The sequence below is a fragment of the Serratia sp. CoH_122_TC_1 genome (genome assembly GCF_058191755.1).
The window spans coordinates 72,184-95,760 of record NZ_JBXWLA010000011.1 but is presented as its reverse complement, the minus strand read 5'-3'; the positions used below and the strand labels follow the sequence as shown (position 1 = coordinate 95,760).

Genomic DNA, 23,577 nt, shown 5'->3' with positions numbered 1-23,577 from the left:
TATTCCAATAATGAATCGCCCCTGCCCCCTTCATCTTTCATACCGCATCTGCGTTGGCTGCCTTGATACGACATGAAATCTAACGGGTGATCCAATTCGCGGCGAATTCTAACAGAAAAAGAAAACGTTTGCGTAGGGGTTTTCCTACCACGTTACAAATAAAAAGCGGCGATAAAAAAATTCCCAACCGCCGCGCCTACATAGGCCATTTCAGCTACGAAAGGCACAGTTTATTTAATGATTATACTGGCACGCATAGGTTTAGGGGCACAGCATGCTGTGCCCCTTTCTCTTAACGTACGCCGTATGGCTTCACCTGGCCGCTCAAACCGCTGAGGGAGTTCAGCGCAGGCAATGAAGACTGCAGTTTCTGTTTCGAGGCGTCTGGACCGACGTAAATCCGAGTAATCTGCCCCTGTACCGGTGTGGATGGCACGGTGAAAGCACGATAGCCGGACAGCCTGAGCGACGCGACCACTTCGTTCACCTTGGCAGCATTCTTCAACGCCCCCAGTTGCACCACATACGCTTGCCCTGCCGGTGCTTTCTCTTCCGCCGGTTTCTGCACAGGTGCAGGTTCAGGCTTCGGTGTCGGTTCTGGCTTCGGCTCAGGTTTGGCTACCGGCTTCACTTCCACCGGTTTCGGCTGCTGCACCGGTTTTGGTTTCACTTCCACCGGCTTGGTTTCTACCGGTTTAGGTTTCGGCTGTGGCGTTGGCGTCGGCGTCGGTTGCGGACGCGTCTCGACCGGTGCCTGCGTGACCTGAGCCGGCTTCTGCGCGGCCTGCTGCGTCGCCGCCTCATTAGCCGCCTGCTGTTCAACCAATGCACCTGCGCCTTCCGGCGGTTGTGCCGGCAATGGCTGACTTACCGGTGGCACCACGTCGTTCTCTTCCACATCACCGGCCTTCGGCACCAATGGAATGGCTGCGAATTCATCCTCGTAATGTTTCTTTTTACCGTCCAACAGCCCTGGCAGGATAATCACCCCCAGCGCAACCAGAATCACGGTACCCACCAATCGGTTTTGAAATTTACTTGCCACTCACACTCCCCGCATCTCGTCTAACGCCGCCATCACGTGTGCAACGGTGTGGAACGATCCACAGACGATCACAATATCCTGTTTTTCAGCGTCCTGCATAGCCTGACGCCAGGCAGTTTCGACATCGGTAAACTGCCGCGGTTCCGTTAAATATTGCGCCAACAGCTCAACACTGGCACCGCGCGGCCCTTCAAGCGGCGCACAGTACCATTCATCGACCTGCTCACTCAGACAGGCCAGCGTACCGGCAATATCTTTGTCCGAAAGCATCCCCACCACGGCACGTACTTTGCCACCATTACGCGGCAACGTCGCCAGGCGACCAGCCAAATAACTTGCCGCGTGCGGGTTATGCGCCACGTCGAGGATCAATGTCGGTTCACGCCGCACAATCTGGAAACGTCCCGGTAAGGTCGCCTGCTGCAGACCGGCGAAAATCGCCCGCTCATCAATTTCCAACGCAGAATAATGCAATGCAGCCAGTGCGGTCGCCGCATTGGCTAAGGGCACGTTTGGCATCGGTAAGTCAGTCAGCAAGGTACCGCCGCCTTCCCACTGCCAGCGCTCACCCTGTTCGCTAAAGGTCCAGGCCTCGCCGCGGCGATACAGTTGCGCACCCAGAGTGTCCGCCACTTGCCCAATGGTTGCCGGCATATCCGGTTCCCCCACGACGGCCGGCTTACCGCCACGGAAAATCCCGGCTTTTTCGCGGCCAATGCTTTCGCGGTCGCTGCCCAGCCAGTCGGTGTGATCCAGTGCAATGCTGGTCACCACTGCCACGCTCGGGTCGACGATGTTGGTCGCGTCCAGACGCCCACCAAGACCAACTTCCAGGATCACCACGTCAAGCTTAGCTTGTTTGAACAGTTGCAAGGCCGACAGAGTGCCAAATTCGAAATAGGTCAGTGACGTTTCACCCCTGCCCGCTTCAATGACGGCGAATGAACGGCTGTGTTCGGCTTCGCTCAGCTCATCACCTTGAATGCGCACCCTTTCGGAATAACGTACCAGATGTGGTGAGCTGTAGACGCCAACGCGCAACCCCGCCTCCATCAAAATCGCTTCCAGAGTGCGGCACGTGGTGCCCTTGCCGTTAGTGCCGGCAACGGTGAACACCGTCGGTGCAGGAGTGAGTAAATCAAGGTGCTCCGCAACGCGTTGTACGCGTTCCAGGCCGAGTTCGATCGCCTGGCTGTGCAGACGTTCCAGATAAAAAAGCCACGAGCTCAATGGCGACGTGGCTTGGGGAATTTGGTGGTTTTGCATGAGTCCCGTCACTGAACTTGGGTTCATTAATCCATCAGGGCACCACCCTCACCGCGGTAAAGGCGATGCTCTGCATGATACCCCATGTTTTCAAGCCGCAGCGTGACTCGCTGTTGCTCGAGATCCATCGGGTATTTCCAGCCGCCACTTAGCCACAAAATGGCGGCTGAACCCCGCGTTGGCTTGCGCCAACACGGGTGACTGACTTGCCTCAGGCGTCGGCCTGATTTTCCTGTGCAGACACCGGCGCAGCTTCATCGAAATGTGGCTGTGGCTGGTTGGTCAGTTTGGAAAGGATACTCGCCAAGGTCTGGCGCATTTCCGGGCGACGCACGATCATGTCGATCGCGCCTTTCTCAATCAGGAACTCACTGCGCTGGAAGCCCGGCGGCAGCTTTTCACGTACGGTCTGTTCGATAACGCGTGGGCCGGCAAAGCCGATCAGCGCCTTCGGCTCAGCGATGTTGATATCGCCCAGCATTGCCAGACTGGCGGAAACGCCACCCATGGTCGGGTCAGTCAGTACTGAAATGTACGGCAGACCACGCTCCTGCAGTTTCGCCAGCGCAGCGCTGGTCTTCGCCATCTGCATCAGCGACATCAGCGCTTCCTGCATACGGGCACCGCCACTGGCTGAGAAACACACCAGCGGACAGTTATCTTCCAGCGCCTGCTCAACAGCTCGCACAAAGCGTGCACCGACTACAGACGACATGGAACCGCCGATAAAGGCAAATTCAAACGACGCGGCGACAATAGGCATGCCATATAACGTGCCTTTCATCACGACCAACGCGTCTTTTTCACCGGTTGCTTTCTGTGCGGCAACCAGACGATCTTTGTATTTCTTGGAATCCTTGAACTTCAGAACATCTTTCGGTTCCAGTTCGCTACCCAGCTCCACTTCACTGCCTTCATCCAGCAGAGTATGCAGACGCATACGCGCAGTCATGCGCATGTGGTGGTCGCATTTTGGGCACACTTCCAGATTACGCTCCAGCTCGGCGCGGTAGAGAACCTGACCGCAGCTATCGCATTTGGTCCAAACCCCTTCAGGAATGCTCGCCTTACGGGTTTGGGTAATATTGCTCTTGTTAAGAATTCGTTCAATCCAGCTCATCGATGACCTTTCTGTTTGAACCTGGCAGACGCCAGTCCGCAGTTCATGCTTTAACAATCCCCCCGTAAACAGACCCAATGAAAAAGTGCCCGAGTAAAACGCGACAAGCGCGCGACAGAGGCACTGATTTCAAGGTTGTTCACAGGAACAGACCATAAATGTCGCTCATTAAACCATATCGGCCCGGCACTGTGGACAAAAAACTGGTCGAACCGACAGGTTAAGCGATGTTTTTACTGTTTTTGCTGGCGGGCAGCCGCGCGCTTATGGCGCCAAATTTCAATGATGCCCGGCAGAATTGAAACAATGATGATAGCCACGATCAACAGTTTCAGGTTTTCCTGCACGATCGGCAAATCGCCGAAGAGATAACCAGCATAGGTGAACAGCAACACCCAAACCAGCGCACCAATCACGTTGTAAGCCGCAAAATGGCGATAGGACATATGCCCCATTCCGGCAACGAACGGCGCAAATGTGCGCACGATCGGTACAAAACGCGCCAAAATAATCGTCTTCCCGCCATGCTTCTCATAAAACTGATGCGTTTTATCCAGGTAACTGCGACGGAAGATTTTCGAATTCGGGTTGCTGAAAAGCTTTTCTCCGAATAGCCGTCCAATAGTGTAGTTCACCGCATCCCCAAGTATCGCCGCACCTATCATCAGCGCGACCATAGTGTGTACATTCAGATCATTGGTCGGCAACGCCGCCAACGCCCCCGCAACGAACAACAGAGAATCCCCTGGCAAGAACGGCGTAACCACCAGCCCGGTTTCGCAAAACAGAATCAGGAACAAAATACCGTACACCCACATACCGTATTGCGCCACCAGCTCAGCCAGATGCACGTCAATATGCAGAATAAAATCAATCACAAACTTGATGATGTCCATAGGTTCTCTCTTTTACCGGGTGTCTCACCCACTCGGCAGGTACACAAGGGAACAACGCGTCAGGCGCGCCGGCGTTTAATCGTCGGGTAAAAACAGTGGCCCCATTGGGGGCCGGGGTAGGGCAAAGTGCTCAGGGTAATCAACGCTAACCAGGTATAACCCTTCGGCCCGCGCCGTCGCCGCAGCCAGATTACGATCTTTCAGTGCCAGTAATTCGGCCATCCAATTCTCATCCTGATTGCCGCAGCCAATTTCCATCAGGCTACCGACAATATTGCGAACCATATGATGCACAAAGGCATTCGCCTTGATATCTACCACAATATACTCACCATAGCGCGTAACCTTAACGTGTTTTACGTTACGCCATGGCGTGCGTGACTGACATTGCACGGCGCGAAACGACGTAAAGTCGTTTTCGCCCAACAACGCCTGCGCCGCCCTCTCCATGCGCTCGGCATCCAGCGGGTGATAAAAATGCGTCATCCCCTGCTGCAATACCGCCGGACGATAACGGTGGTTATAAATAATGTAGCGGTAACGGCGTGCCGTAGCGCTGAAGCGTGCATGGAAATCTTCAGCAACGCCGGTCACCCAACGCACAGCAATATCCGGCGGCAGATGGGTATTTACCCCCATCGTCCAGGCGGCATCCTTACGCTGCGCGGTGGTTTCAAAATGCACCACCTGGCCGGTAGCATGCACCCCGGCATCGGTACGTCCGGCACACAGCACGTTGATCGGCGCATTGGCCACTTTACTCAACGCCTGTTCCAGACAGGCCTGTACACTGGCCACTTCCTGCTGACGCTGCCAGCCGTAATAACGGCTACCGTCATATTCAATCCCCAGCGCGATTTTCAAGGTCGGCTGGGTGGGCAAGACAACCTCGGACATCAGTACATCTGCTCCTGCACCAGACGTTCTGCGGTTTCGATCGCCATCAATGCGCCACCAAAGCGTACGTTGTCAGCTACCGACCAGAACTGCAGGATTTCAGGAATGCCGTAGTCATTACGCAAGCAGCCAACGCTCAGCGCGTCGCTGCCGGAAGCTTCCGTCACCTGAGTCGGGTAATCGTCTTCTTCGCTCAATTGGATATCATCCACCTGTTCCAGTTCGCTACGTGCTTCTTCCGCAGACATCGGGCGCAGGGCTTCCAGATGAACGACCTGTGCATGGCCATAGAACACCGGCGACTGCACGCAGCTCACGGAAATCGGTAACCCTTCGTCCTGCAGCACTTTACGCACCTGATCGACAATCAAACGTTCTTCACGCACGCTGCCCTGCTCGTCGGTCAGCAACGGCAACAGGTTGAATGCCAACTGCTTGGCGAAAACGCCAGGCTCAGCGGGAATACCATTCAACAGGCGTGCACTTTGGCCCGCCAGATCGTCGACAGCCACTTTGCCGCGTGACGATACCGACATCAGGGTCGTCACGTGCAGGCGAGAAAGCCCGGCCTGTTCGGTCAGCGGTTTGATTGCGGTCAGCAGTTGGCTGACCATGCTGTCCGCCACGGCAACAATATTGCGGTTACGGTAATCGGCCAGCACCTGCGGGTTAACCCCAGGCACCACCAGTGGAACATCCGGCTCCAGCGCAAACAGGCCGCTGGTGTCGATCACCAGGCACCCCATATTGCCTGCTTCTTCCGCATAGCGAGCCGAGGCCTCAGTACCGGCAACAAAGAATGCTAACTGAGCTTGCGACCAGTCGAACTCTTCCGCTTTTTGCACCAGCACTGACTTGCCATTGAAGCGCACGGTCGCACCTGCACCACGTTCGCTGGCCAAAGGATAGAGTTCGCCCACCGGGAACTGGCGTTCCTGTAACAATTCCAGCAACGCTTCACCTACCGCGCCAGTGGCACCAAGTAGAGCGATATTCCAGCCGTCAGACATTGGGTTTCTCCAGAGTATTTATTCAAATGCAAATGGGCGGCTAATGCACCGCCCTGATAACAAAATTAGTCGCTGTGGCTTAAGAAAGCCTTACGCTATCAAAAAGCCCAGCGCGTTCAGCAGCTCCGCACTGGCGCTGTCATTGCACTGGACGCGCAATGAAGACCACTCGCGGCGCTCCTGATAATGCTTGCGCAGACGATCGAATTCACCCGGTTGCCCGGCCACTTTACGCAGCGGCGCATCGTCGCGGCGCACATCATACACCAAGTGCATCAATCGTTTTAATTTGCCTTCGTCCAGCGGCCCATTGAGTTGGATCTGGCTGAATTCGGGCACCGGCAACAGCGAGGCCAGCGCGATCTGCTGAGGCTGCCCCAGGTGGCGGCTGAAGGCTTCAAACACCTGCGTCGTGCCGCGTGCTTTGCCTTCCAGCGTATAGCCAGCGATATGTGCAGTACCTATGTCCACCCGCGCCAGCAGCGGCAGAGACAGTTCCGGTTCCGGCTCCCAAACGTCCAGTACCGTGCTGAGTTTTTTACCTTTTTCCAGCACCTGCAACAGCGCAGCATTGTCCACCACCGGGCCGCGGCAAGCGTTAATCAAAATGCGGTTATCCGGCAACGCCGCCAACAGCTCCGCGTCCACCAAATGCAGCGAGTGATAAGGGCCGGATTTATTCAGTGGCGTGTGGAAGGTCAGGACATCGGCTTCTGCCACCAGTTTCTCCAGCGGCCAGAATTCCTCGCTATCGCCCCGTTCAGCACGCGGTGGATCGCACAATAACGTACGCACACCCAAGGCTTTCAAGCGGGCGTCCAGACGCGACCCTACATTGCCGACACCGATAATGCCGACGGTTTTATCGCGCAATTGAAAACCGTCGCGTTCTGCCAGCAGCATCAGTGCAGAGAACACATATTCCACCACGGCAATCGCATTACAGCCCGGAGCCGCAGAGAAACCGATACCTTGCTGTTGCAACCAGGCGTCATCGACATGGTCAGTGCCCGCGGTTGCGGTACCGACAAAACCAACGCGGGTGCCGGCCAGCAGCGCTTCATTCACTTTAGTGACCGAACGCACCATCAGCGCATCGGCATCTGCCAGCGCATCGCTCGGGATCGGGCGCCCAGGCACGGCCTGCACATTCCCTAAACGACTGAACAATTCAGTCGCATACGGCATATTTTCATCGACCAGGATTTTCACTTATTGCTCCGACGGTTTACGGCTATTTATACCCAAAATAATTGGCGTTGCATCGAGGTGGCAAGCGCAGCAATCCCCTGGGGCTTACTCAAGTAAGTGACGGGGGTGTGCTCGCAGCCAAACAGAGGCAACGTCAAGTATGAAGGGTTATCTGGGAAATAGTGTGCCACTGAATCAGGCCCGGCGAAAGCGCTCGGGTGTCGTGCCGGCGATTTGCTGAAACATGACGATAAACGCCGATGCCGAGCTATACCCCACGTCCAGCGCGACCTCCTGCACGGTTTTCCCCTGTTCCAACAGCGAAACGGCGTGCAAGAAGCGCAGCCGCTGGCGCCATTCGCTGAACGACATGCCCAGATCCTGCTGGCAACGTCGCGATAGCGTGCGCTCGGTGGTATAGACGCGGGCAGCCCAGGCGGCAAGTGAGGTATTGTCCGATGGGCAGTGCTCCAGGGCTTCCAGTACCGGTGCCAGGAACTTGTCTTCGGATGTGGGTAAATACGTTTGTTGCACCGGCGAAACATGCAATTGGTCGATCAGCGCACGACACAGGCGCAGATCCTGTTTGCTTTGCGGAATGTATTGTTTGCGGGCGTAGAAGTCTTCGGCAATGGCCCGAAAAATCGGGGTGACACTCACCAGACAAGGCGCCTCCGGCAGCCCGGCGCACAGCGGCAAGGCAATATCCACCATGCGGCACTGTGCCAAACGTTGGTTATAACAGGAGTGTTCAATTTCCGCCGGTGCCCACAGCACAAACTCCGGCGGAGCCAGAAAACGCTGGCCGCCGATGCGTAACACCATGACCCCAGCCTTTACCCACATCAATTGCCCCCAGCTATGACGGTGGGGCTGGAACTCCGTACGCGCATTGAATTCCTCGCAGCGGAATTGCACCGGACGCGGTGCAGGGATCAGCGCTTCGGGGAAATGACGGATTTCTGGCATGGTTTCGTCCCGTTACTTGTCTTGTTTAGGATAAATATTGTCTGGATATCACTATATATAATAAACCGGACACGCGTAAACTAGCCAGCATGTCAGTCGTTAATGAGAATAATTATCATGAATATGCTCTTCCCTTTGCTGGCGGTCTTGATTTGGTCAATCAATGCCGTGGTCAGCAAGCTCTCGGCCACCGCAATCGATCCGGCCGCCATTTCCTTCTATCGCTGGCTCCTGGCGCTCGTCACCCTGACCCCCTTCGTGTTGCCTGGCGTAGTTCGTCACTGGTCGGCAATACGTGCCAACTGGTGGAAATTGATGATTCTTGGCATGCTTGGCATGGTGCTGTATCAGAGCCTGGCGTACTACGCAGCACACAGCGTGAGCGCACTGTTTATGGGTATCATTGTCTCGCTGATCCCATTACTGACCATTCTGATCAGCATTGTGCTGTTGCGCGTCGCGCCAACGGTGGGTATTGCTATCGGCAGCCTGTTGTCTTTGGGGGGCCTGATCTGGCTGGTCAGCGCCGGTAACCCGGCGGAATTGTTGCACCACGGTATCGGCAAAGGTGAATTGATGATGTTTGCGGCTACCGCCTCTTATGCGCTGTACGGCGTGCTGACCAAACGCTGGGCGATTGCTCTGCCAAACTGGCAGTCATTGTATGTACAGATACTGTTCGGCGTGGTGTTGTTGTTGCCGAATTTCCTGATGGCGCAAGACGTCGCGTTAACCCGTCAGAATATCCCCCTGGTCTTGTTCGCCGGCATCCCTGCGTCGATTATCGCGCCATACTTGTGGATCCACGGGGTTATGCGCTTGGGGGCCAATACGGCATCTATCTTTATGAATCTGGCACCGGTATTTACCGCCATCATTGCAGTGTTGTTCCTGCATGAACACCTGCACAGTTACCACCTGATCGGCGGCGGCATTACTCTGCTCGGCGTAATCCTGTCACAGCGCCTACGTACTCCGTTGGCGCGTAAAGCGAAACAAGCCGCAGAGTGCGAAAGCTAAGGTAACAGTTGAAAACGCACCCGCACCAGTAAGCCACCCAGAGTGGCCGAGGTTAACAACTCTGGGCGGGTGCCATGGTAACGGGTGATATCGCTCACCAGCGCCAACCCCAGCCCTGCGCCGGGTTGATCGCCCACGTTATCCAGCCGATGGAACGGCTGGAGCGCCTGCGCAGTGTCCTGTTGGGCAATGCCTGGGCCGCTGTCTTCAATTTCCAGTACCCCCTCCCCGCCCAATCTGTCCATGATGAGCCTTGCCGTTACCATGCCCTGATGCGGCGTATACTTCAGTGCGTTATCCAACAGGTTGGCGCACAGTTCCGTCAGCAGCAGCGCTTCTCCCCCCACCCAGCATACCGACTCTCCCTCATAGCCAAGATCGATACGTTTACTGCGCGCCTGTGGCAGACGCGAAAAACACGCATCTCGCAGCACCTGCGCCAGGTTCACCGGCTGCAACTTGCGATCGGCATCGTGTTCATGGGCTTTGAGCCTTGAGAGATAAAGCAGACGATCGGTCAACGCCACGGTGTTATCCAATGTGGCGCTCATCGCGACCAGACTTTCCCGCCACTGCTCCGGCTGATCGCTTGCCAGCGCAACCCCTACCTGCGTTTTCAGCACGGTTAACGGCGTCCGCAATTGATGTGAAGCATCGGCGCTAAAGCGCTCCTGACGTGCCACCATCACTCGCAACCGCTCGATATAACGGTTAAACGCCAGCAGTAGCGGCTGCATTTCCGACCAGGGCAACACCATTGGCAGCGGCGTTAATTCCCCCGGATCACGTCGCAACATGATGCCTGAAAGCTTGCGCATCGGTTTGAGCACCCGCTTGAGAAGCCCAAAGGCCAGGATCATGGTCAACACGACCACGGTCCCCTGACTGAGTAGCGCAGAGAGCATCATCTGCCGCGCCAGATAGCGGCGTGACTCCAGCGTTTCAGCCACCAATATGGTTGCCATGCCCATCACGCCAGATTCGTTGATGGGTTGGTACAAGGCGGCAACGCGAATCGGGCGTCCGCGATACTCGGCATCATAAAAATGCACCAATGCGGGATACAAGCTTGAACGCAGAATATGGGGCGGCATCGGCGGCAAATCGTCATAGCCAGAAATGCTTCGGCCTTCTGGCGAGATCACCTCGTAGTAAAGTTGATCGTTCATGTTGCGCTCGAAACTGTCGAGCACGACATAGGGGACGTCCGCTTCCAAACGCCCATTACGCACCACCAGCCGCTCCGCCACGGTGCGCGCCGATGCCAGCAGCGTACGATCGTAAGCCAGCGTGGCGGCGTTCATTGCACTGAAATAGTGGGTATAAATCGAGATACTGCCTAACACCAGCAGGGGTAAGCCAAAGAACAATAACAGTTGGTAAAACAACGATTGCGGCGCGTTAAACCACCTCATTGCAAAGCTCCAGGCTGTAGCCCAGACCGCGCAGAGTGATAATTGCCACATTGCTGCCCTGCAGCTTTTTCCGCAACCGGTGAACATAGAGTTCAATGCTCTCCGGGTTAGCCTCATCGGCCAAGGTAAATACCTGTTCGAACAACTGCTGTTTGGCAACCGGACGCCCACGGCGGTGAATCAATGCCGTCAGCACCGCCAGTTCACGCGGTGTCAGTTGCAGCGGCTTGTCGTCCAGTTGGAAATAGCCCTCATCGTGATAAGTCAGCGCACCGTATTGCAGCGCTTGCTGAGTGACACCGACGCTGCGGCGCAGCAACGCCCGAATGCGGGCTTCCAGCTCATCGAGTTCGAAGGGTTTCGTCAGATAGTCGTCGGCACCCAGATTCAGTCCCTTCACCCGATCGGCCACGTCGGTTCTGGCCGTCAACAGCAATACCGGCAAGTCCTGCCCACGTTTGCGCAATCGGGCCAGCAGTTCCAGACCATTCAGGCGCGGCAATGCCACGTCTAACACCACCAACGCGTAGGTTTCATTTAACAGCAAATGGTCGGCTGCCAACCCGTCTGGCGCAATATCGACGGCAAAGCCGACACCGGTCAGCGCCTTTTGCAACCAATGGGATAACTCAGGGTGGTCCTCAACCAATAACAGACGCATGCTTCCATTCCATTGATTTATCTATGCTCGCAGGCCGAATGCTGCGCTATCGCATCAGGATCCGGCGTCATACGAATTAACATGTTTATAACAGAAGGATGGCATGGAAGCCGCTGTGATAGAAGGGTTATGCCGGACCAGTTTTGGGAGCTGGAACACAATTGCGGCACTGAATAAACCCTGAACTGTCGACGAGGGCGGCTAACGTCGTGGTCGAGGTATTATTTTTCGCTGTCGGCGAGGGCAATATCAAATACCGGCTGTAATTTGGCAGGACTGAACGGGGGTGAAACCAGCACAGTGCGATTATTGGTGGAAAAAACAATATCAATGCCGGTGACACAGGCGGTCATCTGGCAAGCATACTTTTCGCCATTATCTTTGGAGAAGTGCAGTTCAAAAACACCGATATCCGGGCGCAGGCGCTTCAACCGGCAATGCCCCGAGGCCCCTGTCATCTCATCATAGGCCGTTGGTAGCATCTTGATTGCACTGACTTTGGCGCTGTCCCTGCCACCGAATAATTTCCCTAATGAAAACATATCAATCCCCCCATCATCATTTTATTTTTAATCATTTTATCTCAAGACAAAAAGGGTAAAACTGACATTACGCAGCCTTTAAGCCAAGTTTACAGGCTGTTCTTGCGCCCTGACATGTGTTAGCGCACAGGCAATCTGCTGTTTCAGCACAGGTGTTTTGCCCCCAACAGGAGATGCATATCACATCCCGAAAACTTTTTCGTCCGTTGAAAGGTAAATGAAAGGTTGTTGATTTAACAATCCAGCAACCCGTATCGGCGGGGATCCGCAACGACAGAAAAATACCTTGGGGAAAGCAATGAAAAAAATAATCACCCGCACTCTGACCGCTACCGCTCTGCTGTTGGCAGCCAATCAAGCCTTTGCCGTGGAAGCACCGAAACGTACCGAATGTATCGCCCCCGCCAAGCCCGGCGGCGGATTTGACCTCACTTGTAAGCTGATTCAGGTGTCCTTGCAGGAAACCCACGCTATCGATAAACCGATGCGCGTCACCTATATGCCCGGTGGTGTCGGCGCGGTCGCCTATAACGCCATCGTCGCCCAGCGGCCGGCAGAATTCGGCACGGTGGTTGCCTTTTCCGGTGGATCACTGCTGAATCTGTCACAAGGAAAATTCGGCCGTTATAACGTGGATGACGTGAAATGGCTGGCCGCTGTCGGTACCGACTACGGCATGATCGCCGTCCGCGCCGACTCGCCGTATAAAACGCTAAAAGACCTGATGGATGCCTTCAAAAAAGATCCAAACAGCGTGGTGTTCGGTGCCGGTGCTTCTATCGGGAGCCAGGACTGGATGAAAACGGCCCTGCTGGCACGTGAAGTGGGTATTGATCCCCATAAAATGCGCTACGTCGCGTTCGAAGGCGGCGGCGAGCCCGTGACCGCACTGCTCGGCAACCACATTCAGGCGGTATCAGGCGATCTGAGTGAAATGGTTCCCTACTTGCAGGGTGACAAAATTCGCGTACTGGCGGTCTATGCTGACCAACGTCTGCCTGGCCAGTTAGCGAATGTCCCCACAGCCAAAGAACAGGGCTTCAATCTGGTCTGGCCGATTATCCGCGGCTTCTACGTCGGCCCGAAGGTCAGCGAAGAGGAATACCAGTGGTGGCTCGATACCTTCCAGAAAATGATGACGACCGAAGAGTTCAAAAAGCAACGTGATCTGCGTGGCCTGTTCGAATTCAATCTGACCGGCAAAGAACTGGATGCCTACGTGAAAAACCAGGTCAATCAGTACCGCGAACAAGCCAAAGTTTTCGGCCTGGCCAAGTAACAGGGGGATACCATGAGCGATCGCATTTTCGCCGGTCTCTGGCTGCTGTTGTGCATTGGGGGGTTGTTTATCGGTTGGGGGATCCAGAGCGAATACAGCTACGAACCCCTGGGGCCACGTCCCTTCCCTCTGGCCATTCTCAGCCTGATGGCACTGTGTGCTGCACTGCTGCTGCTGAACAAACCGCAGGCCGTTGAGTGGCCACATAACAAGGTGATGCAACGTCTGCTGGTACTGGTCATTACGTTGGTGCTGTATGCCTGGGGCTTCGAATGGCTGGGTTTTCCGCTGGCAACCGCGCTGCTGACCTTTAGCATTGGCCTGTTGTTCCAGGCCAGTCTACCGGCAGCTTTAGTGTCCGGCGCGTTCATGGGCGTAGCCTTGTATTACGCCTTTGACCGCTTACTTGATGTAACACTGCCACTCGGCGTTTGGCTGAGCTAACGGGGGCGACGATGGATACCTGGATGTACTTATCTCAAGGGTTCGAGGTGGCACTGGTGCCACAGAACCTGATTATCGCCCTGATCGGCTGCTTCGTCGGCACGATTGTCGGCTTGCTGCCGGGGCTGGGGCCAATCAACGGCGTGGCAATCCTGTTGCCACTGGCGTTTGCCCTTAAGCTGCCGGCCGAGTCTGCACTGATCCTGCTGGCAACGGTGTATATCGGCTGTGAATACGGTGGCCGCATCTCCTCAATACTGCTTAACGTCCCGGGTGACGCCGCAGCAATCATGACCGCATTGGACGGCTACCCCATGGCGCAGCAAGGCCGTGCCGGCGTGGCACTGTCGATCTCGGCGGTCAGCTCCTTTACCGGTTCACTCATTGCTATCGGCGGGATTATCCTGTTCGCTCCGCTGTTGGCGCGTTGGTCGCTGGCGTTCGGGCCGGCCGAATATTTTGCTCTGATGGTATTCGCTATTGCCTGTCTGGGTAGCATGATGAGTCAAAACCCACTGAAATCGTTGCTGGCGGCGCTGATTGGTCTGGGACTGGCAACGGTCGGGGTGGACGCTAACACGGGTGTTTACCGCTTCACCTTCGACAGCATCCACCTCTCCGACGGTGTGCAGTTCATTGTGGTCGTTATCGGTCTGTTCTCGGTCAGTGAAATTCTGTTGATGCTGGAAAGCACCAGCGGCGGACAAAAATTGGTGCGCAAAACCGGTCGGTTATTGTTCAACCGCAAAGAGGCCGCTCAGTGCGTGGGCCCTACATTGCGTTCTTCCGTGGTGGGGTTCTTTGTCGGCATCCTGCCGGGTGCCGGCGCCACGATTGCCAGCGCCCTCACCTACATGACCGAAAAGAAAATCAGCGGCAACAGCGACACCTTCGGTAAAGGGGATATTCGCGGGGTTGCCGCGCCAGAAGCGGCCAACAACGCTTCAGCCTGTGGCTCATTCATCCCTATGTTAACGCTGGGTGTCCCTGGGTCTGGTACCACCGCAGTCATGATGGGCGCGCTGACGCTGTACAACATCACACCAGGCCCGGCGATGTTCACTGAACAGCCCGATATAGTCTGGGGGTTGATTGCCGCACTGCTGATTGCCAACGTGATCTTGCTGATCATGAACCTGCCGTTGGTGGGCCTGTTTACCCGTATGTTGACCATACCACTGTGGTTCCTGGTACCTGCGATTGCCGCCGTATCCGCGGTAGGGGTATACGCCGTACACAGCACAACCTTTGACCTGCTGTTGATGATCGGACTTGGGGTGTTTGGTTACATTTTGAGGAAAATGCATTTCCCGATGTCACCGCTCATTTTGGGTTTCGTATTGGGAGAGATGTTAGAACAAAACCTGCGCCGGGCGCTGTCGATCAGCAACGGAGAGTTTGGCATCTTGTGGAGCAGCAGCATCGCGCAAACGCTGCTGGTATTGGCAGTGTCTGTATTGGTGCTGCCGCCATTGCTGCGTAAATTGCGCAAACGCCGCGTGTCGGCGGAAGCGGCTAACGCCGACTAAGTCGTCAGGGGGGCGGGTAATAACCCTAAGACCGATCGTTTAAGCGTGCTTGAACGATCCGACCAGCGAGAGACAAATCCGGCGTCAGCCCCCTGACGCCGGATTTTTTTGTTTGAACACGGTATGGATTTCATTGTTGATGCTTTTTTTCCTACCTTGTCCCCGCATTGCCACCCAAACACAGCCTAAAACTTGGCAATGCACGGGATAGCGGGCGTCCCTCATCCAGATATCATCTTATCTGCTCTGCCCCCGGAAAAACGCAAGAAACCAATCGATCGATATAACCGATTCATAAAACAAATTTGATAGAATCTGACTATTGATTGAATTTTATCGATCGGTATAAGTGATTTGCCACACGACAAAAATTAGTCAATATATAAATTGCAGCGTTCATTATAATAAAATTATTAAATCGGCCAATCTAATGATTACCATTTATAAATCAGGATTATAAATGACACGCCTCACCGCTGCACGAAACCGCTTCATACATCGAATATCATTTTCATCTTAAACACAAACGGATCTGCATGAAAAACTTCACAATGGAATGGGAATTAATATGAAACCAGGGATTGCAATGTATAAAAATTTCATTTTTTTTATTGTTTTTTCATTCTCTCAGCAAGCTGTCGCTGGCGCATATATGCTTCCTGTCTCTTTTGTTAACTGGACGGTGGTTCAATCTTTGGTTGCATGGGATGAGAGTACATCCGATCTCAACCCTTGCTATCGATGGGCCTCTTGTTTTATTGGTCCGGATGTAAAATACAGTACCCGATATCCGGGGCTATATGGTTCCTGTATAGAGTCTAACAACTGTCTCCGAATTGAAAATTACAGAACGGCAAAAGAAGTAGAGATCGCGTGGAAAGCTTCCTTTGGCATTCCCTGGACCTCAAGGCCTTATAAAGTAAATGGCAGTGATGCCAGCTGCGTTGGGCTTTTTTATACACGGACACCTTCAATATCCGGAGGTGCACTTTTATGGCCCAATTCTGTTTGCGGTAAATTACCCCCACCAAACCAATCTTGTAATGTGAATATCCCAACGGTGATAGATTTTGGTACGCTTACGCAAGATGAAATTTACGGGGCGGAAAGAAACATTCAGGGAACAGTTGAGTGCTCCCTAACAGGAACTGTAAAAATATATTCACAGTCGACATTAGGCGAAGATAGAATTTATTTAAATGGCAACAAGAATTTTTATTCTACGCTATTTTTGGATGGGAAGTCCGCATGGACGGGTGTTGATTACTATTTAATGGGTAAAACACCCAAAAATATAAGCCTGAAAGCAAAAATGACAGCCAATGAAATCATCAGTCCCGGACCTTTCTCGGGGAATGCTATTATTTACATTGCCTTCCTCTAGGTGTCTGCTGCATAACCCCGGTAGTCAACCTATATTGACCACCACATTACACTGTTTAGCCTTACTCTGAATCAAGCCGGGTTGCGGTATATTCACAAACGCCGCCTGGCGTTTGAAACAACCAAGGCTGAGTGAGTCAACAGGGCAGGATAACGCCCCTGCCCTGTTCATTTAACGCTTAATTTCGCTTATCGCTCGCTCCAGGCCCGCAATATCATTGCCCGCCAGCAAGGGCTGCACACAGGCAAAATCCTCGGCTGACAAATCATAAATGCGCAAAGCCAGTAACCGAGCAATGATCTGCGGGGTAAATCGCAGCTTTATCGGTCGCGCCGGATTACCGCCCACAATGGTGTAAGGCTCAACGTCCGACGTCACAATACTGCCTGCGGCAACTATCGCCCCTTCACCAATGGTCACTCCCGGCATCAGCATCGCCCGCATCCCTATCCAGCAGCCATCCCCCAAACGGGTATCGCCTTTCGGTTTATAGGCAGCCTGGATGCTTTCCATCATCGGGTACAGGCAAAACCAATCGATGCGGTGGGTATGGTTCCCCCCCATCAGGATAACGGTTTCTGCGGCAATACAGACATAATCGCCAATCAGCAATTGGTCTATCGCCCCTAGCGGGGGCCACTGTTGACTCACCGCATCCCCGTGTAAATAGCGCACCACGGAGCGTTCAAAGCCGTCATCCAGGTAGTCGCTGTAATAGCTGTGGGTTCCCTTGACGATAATGTTGGGATTGGTCACCGTTTGGTGCAGTAACTCTGTTTTTGACCAGTGTTTTTCAGTCATGGCGCTTTCTCTGTAATCTGTTACAAGAGCCACAGCCTAGTGTCTGTGGCAGTGTTTTCGGTCACAAAACACTGCCTGATTAAGCGATTAACGCCCGTTTTAATCTTGGGTTGTTCGTCATTGATGCCTCCAAACTTCGCCCCAAGGGTAACAAATCACGCCTCCGCCGTCTTGCTCTTCAGCATCAATACTCCGCCCATCACCAGCGCGCTGCCCAGCAACTGCAACTGATTCATGTTTTCCCCCAGCAGGAAATAGGCGATCACCGCCGTGAATACCAACTCCAGCGACAAAATCAGATTAGCCACCGCCAATGGCAAGGTTTTCAAGCTGATGTTGTACAAACCGAATCCCAACAGCGTCGGGCCTGCCGCCAAAGTCAGCAGCAACAGCCAACCACGCCACTCGATGCCCTCAACGCCATGGGACAAGAACCACAACGAGCCGGTCATGCCATGGAATGCCGCCAACGGATATAACGTCAGCGCAGCATTGAACAACCACTGATAGATCGCCGAGAAACCGAACACATACAAAATGGTATTCCACACCGGGTAATGGCGCTCTGTCGCCACCCGCCCCCCCAACGTGTAAAGGGTATAACCAATGCCTGACAACATACCCACCAGCAATCCCAATACATTGAAATGGCTGTTGCCCATGCTGTCGCCGTTACTGACCAAGAAGCAGCCCCCCAGGCTGACCACAATCACCACCAATTGACGCAGGCTCAGGCGCTCGCTGTACATCATCCAACCCAGGAACACGGTAAAACCGACCGAACAATAGGTCAGAATGGTTGCCACCGACGCACCGTTAAGCGCCACCGACAATGTCCACAAACTGTTGAACACCGCCAGTAACAGGCCATAACAAGCATAAAATGGCACCTGTGAACGCTGTAAGCGCGCCCACTCAGGCTTGAATAACAACAGAATCGGCAATAACACCAACGCAACCAGCGCCGCTCGCCAAAACGCCAGCACAAAGGTCGGCAGGTGATAATACTCCGTAAGTACACGAATAATGATGGCGGTAAAAGCCAGTAGCATGGCGCTGATAATCGCGATCGCATATCCCTGACTGCTGCCCTGTAAAAAACGCGCGCCCGGTAAAACCGGCCTGGCTGAAATACCTGATGGTAATGACATGACACCCTCAAAAAACTGCGGTAATACACCTGGGCAGAGATTCTAACGCCACACAACTTTGCCGCCAGAGCCACTTTGCCCTGATGTTATGCAGGCCACTTTTATCCGCTTGAAGGCCAGTTGCTATGGGGTATAGTAAAAATCCGCACCGTTAACCGAGCCAATTGCGCATGCATATTCCGTTAGACCGTCAGCAGGATGTTCCGCTGTATTTGCAAATTGAAGAGGCGCTGCGGCGGGCAATCCTAAGCGGTATTTTTGTCGATGGCGATAAACTCCCCTCCACCCGTACGCTCGCCGGCGAATTGGCTGTCAGCCGGCTGACGGTAGAGAATGCCTATGCCGAACTGGCCGCCAAAGGTTTTCTGCATCAACGGCGCGGCAGCGGTGCCTATGTATCACACCCGCTGCAACACCCCGCTCAGCCGCGCCCAAAGCCCGATGTGCTGTTCCCGGCAGAACGTTTCACCACCCTGACCTCGCGGCTGGATGGCTACCCCGATACGCCTTTGCCGAACAATGTCATCAACTTTGCCGCCGGTGTTGGCAGCCCAAAAGTGTTTCCTCAGGAGGAATTCCGCAAGATATTGCTGTCGGTGCTCAACCGCCATGCAGAGGACGCTTTCAGCTATGGCGAGTACTGCGGGTATTACCCTCTGCGCGATACATTGGGGCGCATTCTCACCGCCCAGGGCATTCCTACTCATGCGGAACAGTTGTTGATCACCAACGGCTCGCAGCACGCCATCAGCCTGATTGTACAAAGCCTGCTGGAGCCGGGAGATACGGTGATCGTCGAACAACCCACTTACGCCGAAATTCTGGGGTTACTGCGCCTGCATCGCATTAATATCGTTACCCTCCCCAGCGATCGTCACGGTATGCGGGTTGAACAACTGCCCGCCCTGCTGGAAAAGCACCGCCCAAAGTTGATTTACACCATTCCCAACTTCCAAAACCCCACCGGCCGTTGTCTGAGTGAGGCCCGCCGTCGGCAATTGCTGGCGCTGGCCCAACAGGCTGGCGTGATGATACTGGAAGACGATTTTGTCGGTGATCTGCGCTACAACGGCAAACAGCTGCCCTCGCTACGGGCTCTGGCACAGCCAGGCACGGTGATTTATGTCAGTACTTTTTCCAAAATGCTGCTGCCCAGCATGCGCATCGGCTATCTGGTGGCAGACAGCGAACACTACCAACGGATCGCCCGACTAAAGCACGTTGACAGTTTCACCAGCTCGAACCTGATCCAGCGAGCGCTGGACGCATTCGTTACCATTGGGCGCTACGACAAGCAGCTGCGACGCGCCGGACGCATCTACCGGCAGCACCGCGACACCATGGTGGCAGCCTTGCAGCAACACCTGCCGCATGGCTGTCAGTTTGAAACGCCGGAAGGCGGGCTGTTCATCTGGTTGACGCTACCTACCCGCGTCAGTACCGAAGCACTGATGCCGGTAGCCTGGAAAGAAGGAGTGACCTTTGCGCGAGGAGAATGCTTTTATGCCGAGGAGCAACGTGGCGCCCATGGCATGCGATTAAATTTCGCGGCCAATACGCCGCCGCTGATTGAAGAAGGAATCGCCCGACTATGCCGGGCGATTCGTCAGGTGATGACGTCAGAACACGCCGCTCCCCCCTAAATCATGGGCGTTATATCACATAGGCCGGGTTACACCCCGGCCCACCACAACCGCAGTTTCATCCCCCAATAGCTGGTCCAGCCGGTGGTGCTCTGTACCACCTTGCCTTTGGAAATCACCACCAGCGTGGGTGTGACGCCGATTTGCCACTGCGCAGACAACTGCCCCTGCGGATCGTTAACCACAGGTAACGTCACGCGTTTGCCCGCCATCCACTGCGCCACCTGACGATCGTCGCCGGAGCGCAGTGCCACGGTAAGCACGTTGCTCCCTTCGTCAGCCAGTTTGGCAACATACGGCGTGGTGAAACGGCATACGCCACACCAGCTGGCCCAGAAATAGACCAGCAGTGGCTTATCCTGGCTGAGCTGAGCCAGTGACACCTGCTGGCCACTTAGCGTCGTCAACATGTGCGAATCAAACGCTGCCGGTGCCTGCGGGGCGCGTAACCAGTCCATGCCAAACGCCACCACCAGCAGGATCAACAGCAAGACCAGCAGTTCGCGCGCCCAGCGCCGCAGCCTAGCCATTTTTCACTTTCGCCAATTGCTGTTTCACCAACGTCTCCAGGTCTTCATAAGAGACCGCACCCGGCAGCATCTGATCGCCGATCAGCGTCGTTGGCGTTCCTTGCACACCCAGTTTCTCTGCCAACGCCATATTTGTGCGCAGGGTGGTCATGCTCAGTTCACTCGGCGAGACCGCTTTTACGCCGGTTTTCTGCTGTGCAGCGGCAATGCTGGCATTGTCGTGGAAGCCTTTTTTAGCCATCAGACGTTGGTGCAACGCCCAGAATTGGTCCGGATGCTGTTGCCAGGTCGTCAATGCCACACGCGCCGAACTGACCGAGCTTTCCCCCTTAAAAGGCAGCAATTTCACTACCAGCGCCACATCTGGATATTGTTTGACGATCTTCTCCAGCATCGGATCAAAACGCTTGCAGTACGGGCAATTGTAATCGGTAAAGGTCACCATGGTCAGTTTGGCGTTGGCGGCCCCTAAGCGTGGGCTGGCAGGATCGTCGTACAGCACGTTGGCATTTTGTTTGATCGCTTGGCTAATTTGTTGTCCCGCCGTCTGTTGCTGCCAGGCGTCCACCGCCTGTGCCAGAATATCCGGATTAGACACCAAGGTTTCACGGATCAGCTCTTTAATGCGCGCCTCTTGTTCAGACGTAAATGGCGCAGCGGCCCAAACAGGGGTAACAATCAGCATCAGTAAAATCATTAATTTTTTCATTGTACGTTTCCTTTGGCGGCGGACAGGGTTTGTAATACGGCATCGCGGGTCAACAGCGGGGATAACACCACGCCATCTGGGCTGCCGGGGCCATAAATCTGGTTAAAAGGCACGGCAACGCTGCCGCGCTGTTGCAGGAAGGCGCTAATCTCGGCCGATGGACGGCTCCAATCGCCACGCAGAGCAACAACATCATCGGCGCTCAGTGCCTTTTGCACATCGTCACGCAGCAGGACGTTGAATTTATTGGCTTTACAGGTTACGCACCAGTCGGCGGTCACATCGACAAACACCCGTTTATTTTGGGCCAATGCCTGGGTGATTGCCTGCTCGCTCAACGGTTGCCAAACCACGTTGTCGTGCAGCGGCTGACGCCACAGCCCGGCAGTGAGAGAACCGGCCAACAACACGACACCGACCAACACCAGCGTGCCAGCCGCCAACTTAGCAGCCAGACGCACGCCATGTTGCCAGCCAACGGCCAACAACAACGCCAGCAGTGCGACACCGCCCACCACCAACGTTGGCACCATGCCAATATGGTTGACCATCAGGCTCAGCAACCACAGTGAAGAGGCAAGCATCAACAGCCCCATCACCAACCGCAGGCTGTTCATCCAACGGCCCGGCCTTGGCAAGCGCAGCGCCAGTGCCGGCCAGGCGGCAATGAGTAGCCATGGCAGGCTCATGCCGATACCCAGTGCGACAAACATCCCCCACAACACCGGCAAGGGTGCTGCCAGAGCAAAGGCCACTGCGGTCCCCAGGAAAGGTGCAGAACACGGCGTTGCCAGCAAGGTAGCAAAAGCGCCCTGCCAGAAATGCCCACCCAAGCCACGGCCGTTGTGGGTTGCCAGTTTGGTATTTAATGAAGAGGAAAGTTGCAGATGGAACAGGCCAAACAGGTTAGCGCTGAACAGCAGCGTAACCAGCACCATAAAACCAATGAACCACGGATTTTGGAACTGGATACCCCAACCCAGCGCCTGATTGCTCCACCGCAGCAGCGTCATTAGCAACGCTAACGCCATGAACGAGGCCACAATACCCAGGGTCGACGCGAGGAACTGTAACCGGATGCTCTGACGGTCGCGATGCTCTACCTGAAGAATTGAACCGAGTTTAATCCCCAGAACCGGCAGGACGCAGGGCATCAGATTGAGAATCAACCCACCCGCCAGCGCCATCAGCACCGCTTGCCACAGCGAGAAGCTCGCCGCAGCCGGCAAGGCCAGCGGCCCGCCAATCGGCAACGTCACCTGCTGCGCCAACCCGTTATCGCTGATCACCAACGTCAAGGTTTTACCGCGCAAATCCGGTGCGCTGTCCCCCCAACCATCGCTGACCGGCACCCGCGCTAACATGTGCGTACCCTCGCGACTCACCTTTGGCTTACCGAGATCAGCATCTTCCAGCGTATCGAAGAACAGTTCAGGCTGCTGCCAACCGGCGCCACGCTCAGCGCTGATGTGCAGTTCGCCACGCTGGTAGCCGGCTTTAATACTGTCCACCAACCCATCGGCAATCGGCACCTGCCCCATCGCCTGGGCAAAATCATGGGTAAATTGCGCGTCAGAGGGGGTACCAAGATCCAGGCTGAATGGATAGTCGGTCAGGATACAGACGTTGCTGCACGTTGACAGCGTCAGGGTCCCTGCCAACTTGCGCGGTGCTGCCCCCTTCATCACCATAGGCAGTTCAACCCGATCGTGATAACCCTGGGTAGAAATACCGGCAACATCAAAGCGCTGCGGCGTCGGCCAAAACCAGGTGGCGGGTGGCGGATTGCCCTGCCAGGTTATGGCCGGTGCTATACCGCCCTCACCGGGCGAACGCCAATAGGTTTTCCAACCTTTTTGCAGCTCTATTGCCAGCAGTAATCGGGTTTCCCCATTTTGCGAGGTATCGGCACGCAGTCGCACCTTCGCGTGATCATTCGTCGGACTTTGCAGCCAGCCGCTATCCGCCGCCTGCAAAGCAGGCAGCCATAGCATTAACAGGCAGGCTAACGCCGACCTGATGATATTCAACATGTTCTTTCTCCATAAAATAAATCAATCACCAACGGGAAGGGG

General features: G+C 54.9%; 22 protein-coding genes. 6 read left to right on the top strand and 16 right to left on the bottom strand.

Annotation, left to right across the window (positions count from 1 at the left end; genetic code table 11):
• Window positions 1-292: 292 nt before the first annotated feature.
• From dedD to AC2FC2_RS15490, 8 genes are all read right to left on the bottom strand, one after another.
• On the bottom strand, window positions 293-1,045 hold the full coding sequence (gene dedD, locus AC2FC2_RS15525) for a cell division protein DedD (protein WP_209638881.1): 753 nt from the start codon (window positions 1,043-1,045) through the stop codon (window positions 293-295).
• On the bottom strand, window positions 1,046-2,311 hold the full coding sequence (gene folC / locus AC2FC2_RS15520; RefSeq protein WP_490659492.1) for a bifunctional tetrahydrofolate synthase/dihydrofolate synthase: 1,266 nt from the start codon (window positions 2,309-2,311) through the stop codon (window positions 1,046-1,048).
• Window positions 2,312-2,522: 211 nt separating this feature from the next.
• The gene (gene accD, locus AC2FC2_RS15515) at window positions 2,523-3,431 is read right to left on the bottom strand and encodes an acetyl-CoA carboxylase, carboxyltransferase subunit beta (protein ID WP_209638877.1); all 909 of its coding nucleotides are present in this window, start codon (window positions 3,429-3,431) and stop codon (window positions 2,523-2,525) included.
• A 233-nt stretch (window positions 3,432-3,664) separates the two neighbouring features.
• Complete coding sequence (locus AC2FC2_RS15510; RefSeq protein ID WP_020827873.1) at window positions 3,665-4,327, bottom strand: DedA family protein; 663 nt, start codon at window positions 4,325-4,327, stop codon at window positions 3,665-3,667.
• 75 nt (window positions 4,328-4,402) lie between these two features.
• A complete protein-coding gene (gene truA, locus AC2FC2_RS15505) occupies window positions 4,403-5,224 on the bottom strand; it encodes a tRNA pseudouridine(38-40) synthase TruA (protein WP_209638875.1) in 822 nt (273 codons plus the stop codon).
• Complete coding sequence (locus tag AC2FC2_RS15500; protein WP_209638874.1) at window positions 5,224-6,234, bottom strand: aspartate-semialdehyde dehydrogenase; 1,011 nt, start codon at window positions 6,232-6,234, stop codon at window positions 5,224-5,226. Before AC2FC2_RS15500 ends, truA begins: the two co-directional genes overlap by 1 nt.
• A gap of 90 nt (window positions 6,235-6,324) precedes the next feature.
• Complete coding sequence (pdxB, locus tag AC2FC2_RS15495) at window positions 6,325-7,446, bottom strand: 4-phosphoerythronate dehydrogenase PdxB (RefSeq protein WP_490659491.1); 1,122 nt, start codon at window positions 7,444-7,446, stop codon at window positions 6,325-6,327.
• A gap of 174 nt (window positions 7,447-7,620) precedes the next feature.
• Window positions 7,621-8,394 (bottom strand): AraC family transcriptional regulator, encoded by a 774-nt coding sequence (locus AC2FC2_RS15490; RefSeq protein ID WP_209638870.1) that lies wholly within the window; start codon window positions 8,392-8,394, stop codon window positions 7,621-7,623.
• Between the two features lie 117 nt (window positions 8,395-8,511).
• Between AC2FC2_RS15490 and AC2FC2_RS15485 the strand changes: the two genes are divergently transcribed.
• On the top strand, window positions 8,512-9,414 hold the full coding sequence (locus AC2FC2_RS15485) for a DMT family transporter (protein ID WP_209638868.1): 903 nt from the start codon (window positions 8,512-8,514) through the stop codon (window positions 9,412-9,414).
• Here AC2FC2_RS15485 and AC2FC2_RS15480 read toward each other — a convergent pair.
• The 3 genes from AC2FC2_RS15480 to AC2FC2_RS15470 all read right to left on the bottom strand — a co-directional run bounded on the left by AC2FC2_RS15480 (window position 9,411) and on the right by AC2FC2_RS15470 (window position 12,032).
• On the bottom strand, window positions 9,411-10,829 hold the full coding sequence (locus tag AC2FC2_RS15480; RefSeq protein ID WP_265555633.1) for a sensor histidine kinase: 1,419 nt from the start codon (window positions 10,827-10,829) through the stop codon (window positions 9,411-9,413). The genes AC2FC2_RS15485 and AC2FC2_RS15480 overlap by 4 nt on opposite strands.
• Window positions 10,816-11,490: a transcriptional regulator TctD gene (tctD, locus tag AC2FC2_RS15475; protein WP_209638864.1), complete on the bottom strand. Its 675-nt coding sequence runs from the start codon at window positions 11,488-11,490 to the stop codon at window positions 10,816-10,818. The genes AC2FC2_RS15480 and tctD overlap by 14 nt, the downstream gene beginning before the upstream one ends.
• 221 nt (window positions 11,491-11,711) lie before the next feature.
• Window positions 11,712-12,032, bottom strand: coding sequence for a hypothetical protein (locus AC2FC2_RS15470; RefSeq protein WP_265555630.1), 321 nt, complete (start codon window positions 12,030-12,032; stop codon window positions 11,712-11,714).
• Between the two features lie 298 nt (window positions 12,033-12,330).
• On the opposite strand from AC2FC2_RS15470, the gene AC2FC2_RS15465 reads away from it, so the two are divergent.
• From AC2FC2_RS15465 to AC2FC2_RS15450, 4 genes are all read left to right on the top strand, one after another.
• Window positions 12,331-13,311 (top strand): Bug family tripartite tricarboxylate transporter substrate binding protein, encoded by a 981-nt coding sequence (locus AC2FC2_RS15465; RefSeq protein WP_209638860.1) that lies wholly within the window; start codon window positions 12,331-12,333, stop codon window positions 13,309-13,311.
• Window positions 13,312-13,323: 12 nt separating this feature from the next.
• On the top strand, window positions 13,324-13,755 hold the full coding sequence (locus tag AC2FC2_RS15460; RefSeq protein ID WP_209638858.1) for a tripartite tricarboxylate transporter TctB family protein: 432 nt from the start codon (window positions 13,324-13,326) through the stop codon (window positions 13,753-13,755).
• Between the two features lie 11 nt (window positions 13,756-13,766).
• Window positions 13,767-15,284, top strand: coding sequence for a tripartite tricarboxylate transporter permease (locus AC2FC2_RS15455; protein ID WP_209638857.1), 1,518 nt, complete (start codon window positions 13,767-13,769; stop codon window positions 15,282-15,284).
• A gap of 568 nt (window positions 15,285-15,852) precedes the next feature.
• Window positions 15,853-16,668 carry an MrpH family fimbial adhesin gene (locus AC2FC2_RS15450; RefSeq protein ID WP_209638855.1) on the top strand — a complete coding sequence of 272 codons (816 nt, stop codon included), beginning with the start codon at window positions 15,853-15,855 and terminating at the stop codon, window positions 16,666-16,668.
• A gap of 171 nt (window positions 16,669-16,839) precedes the next feature.
• Here the strand turns inward: AC2FC2_RS15450 and AC2FC2_RS15445 are convergent, their stop codons facing one another.
• Together AC2FC2_RS15445 and AC2FC2_RS15440 are read right to left on the bottom strand one after the other, a co-directional pair.
• The gene (locus AC2FC2_RS15445) at window positions 16,840-17,469 is read right to left on the bottom strand and encodes a CatB-related O-acetyltransferase (protein WP_209638853.1); all 630 of its coding nucleotides are present in this window, start codon (window positions 17,467-17,469) and stop codon (window positions 16,840-16,842) included.
• A gap of 155 nt (window positions 17,470-17,624) precedes the next feature.
• Window positions 17,625-18,620, bottom strand: coding sequence for a DMT family transporter (locus AC2FC2_RS15440; RefSeq protein ID WP_209638851.1), 996 nt, complete (start codon window positions 18,618-18,620; stop codon window positions 17,625-17,627).
• A gap of 170 nt (window positions 18,621-18,790) precedes the next feature.
• Between AC2FC2_RS15440 and pdxR the strand changes: the two genes are divergently transcribed.
• On the top strand, window positions 18,791-20,263 hold the full coding sequence (gene pdxR, locus AC2FC2_RS15435) for a MocR-like pyridoxine biosynthesis transcription factor PdxR (RefSeq protein ID WP_490659490.1): 1,473 nt from the start codon (window positions 18,791-18,793) through the stop codon (window positions 20,261-20,263).
• Window positions 20,264-20,292: 29 nt separating this feature from the next.
• Here pdxR and AC2FC2_RS15430 read toward each other — a convergent pair whose 3' ends face one another.
• The 3 genes from AC2FC2_RS15430 to AC2FC2_RS15420 are packed head-to-tail and all read right to left on the bottom strand — an operon-like array spanning window position 20,293 to window position 23,535.
• Complete coding sequence (locus AC2FC2_RS15430) at window positions 20,293-20,793, bottom strand: protein disulfide oxidoreductase (protein WP_209638847.1); 501 nt, start codon at window positions 20,791-20,793, stop codon at window positions 20,293-20,295.
• Entirely contained in the window at window positions 20,786-21,502 is a 717-nt protein-coding gene (locus tag AC2FC2_RS15425) for a DsbA family protein (protein ID WP_490659489.1), read from the bottom strand. The genes AC2FC2_RS15430 and AC2FC2_RS15425 overlap by 8 nt, the downstream gene beginning before the upstream one ends.
• Window positions 21,499-23,535: a protein-disulfide reductase DsbD family protein gene (locus AC2FC2_RS15420; protein WP_490659488.1), complete on the bottom strand. Its 2,037-nt coding sequence runs from the start codon at window positions 23,533-23,535 to the stop codon at window positions 21,499-21,501. The genes AC2FC2_RS15425 and AC2FC2_RS15420 overlap by 4 nt, the downstream gene beginning before the upstream one ends.
• Window positions 23,536-23,577: the final 42 nt, after the last annotated feature.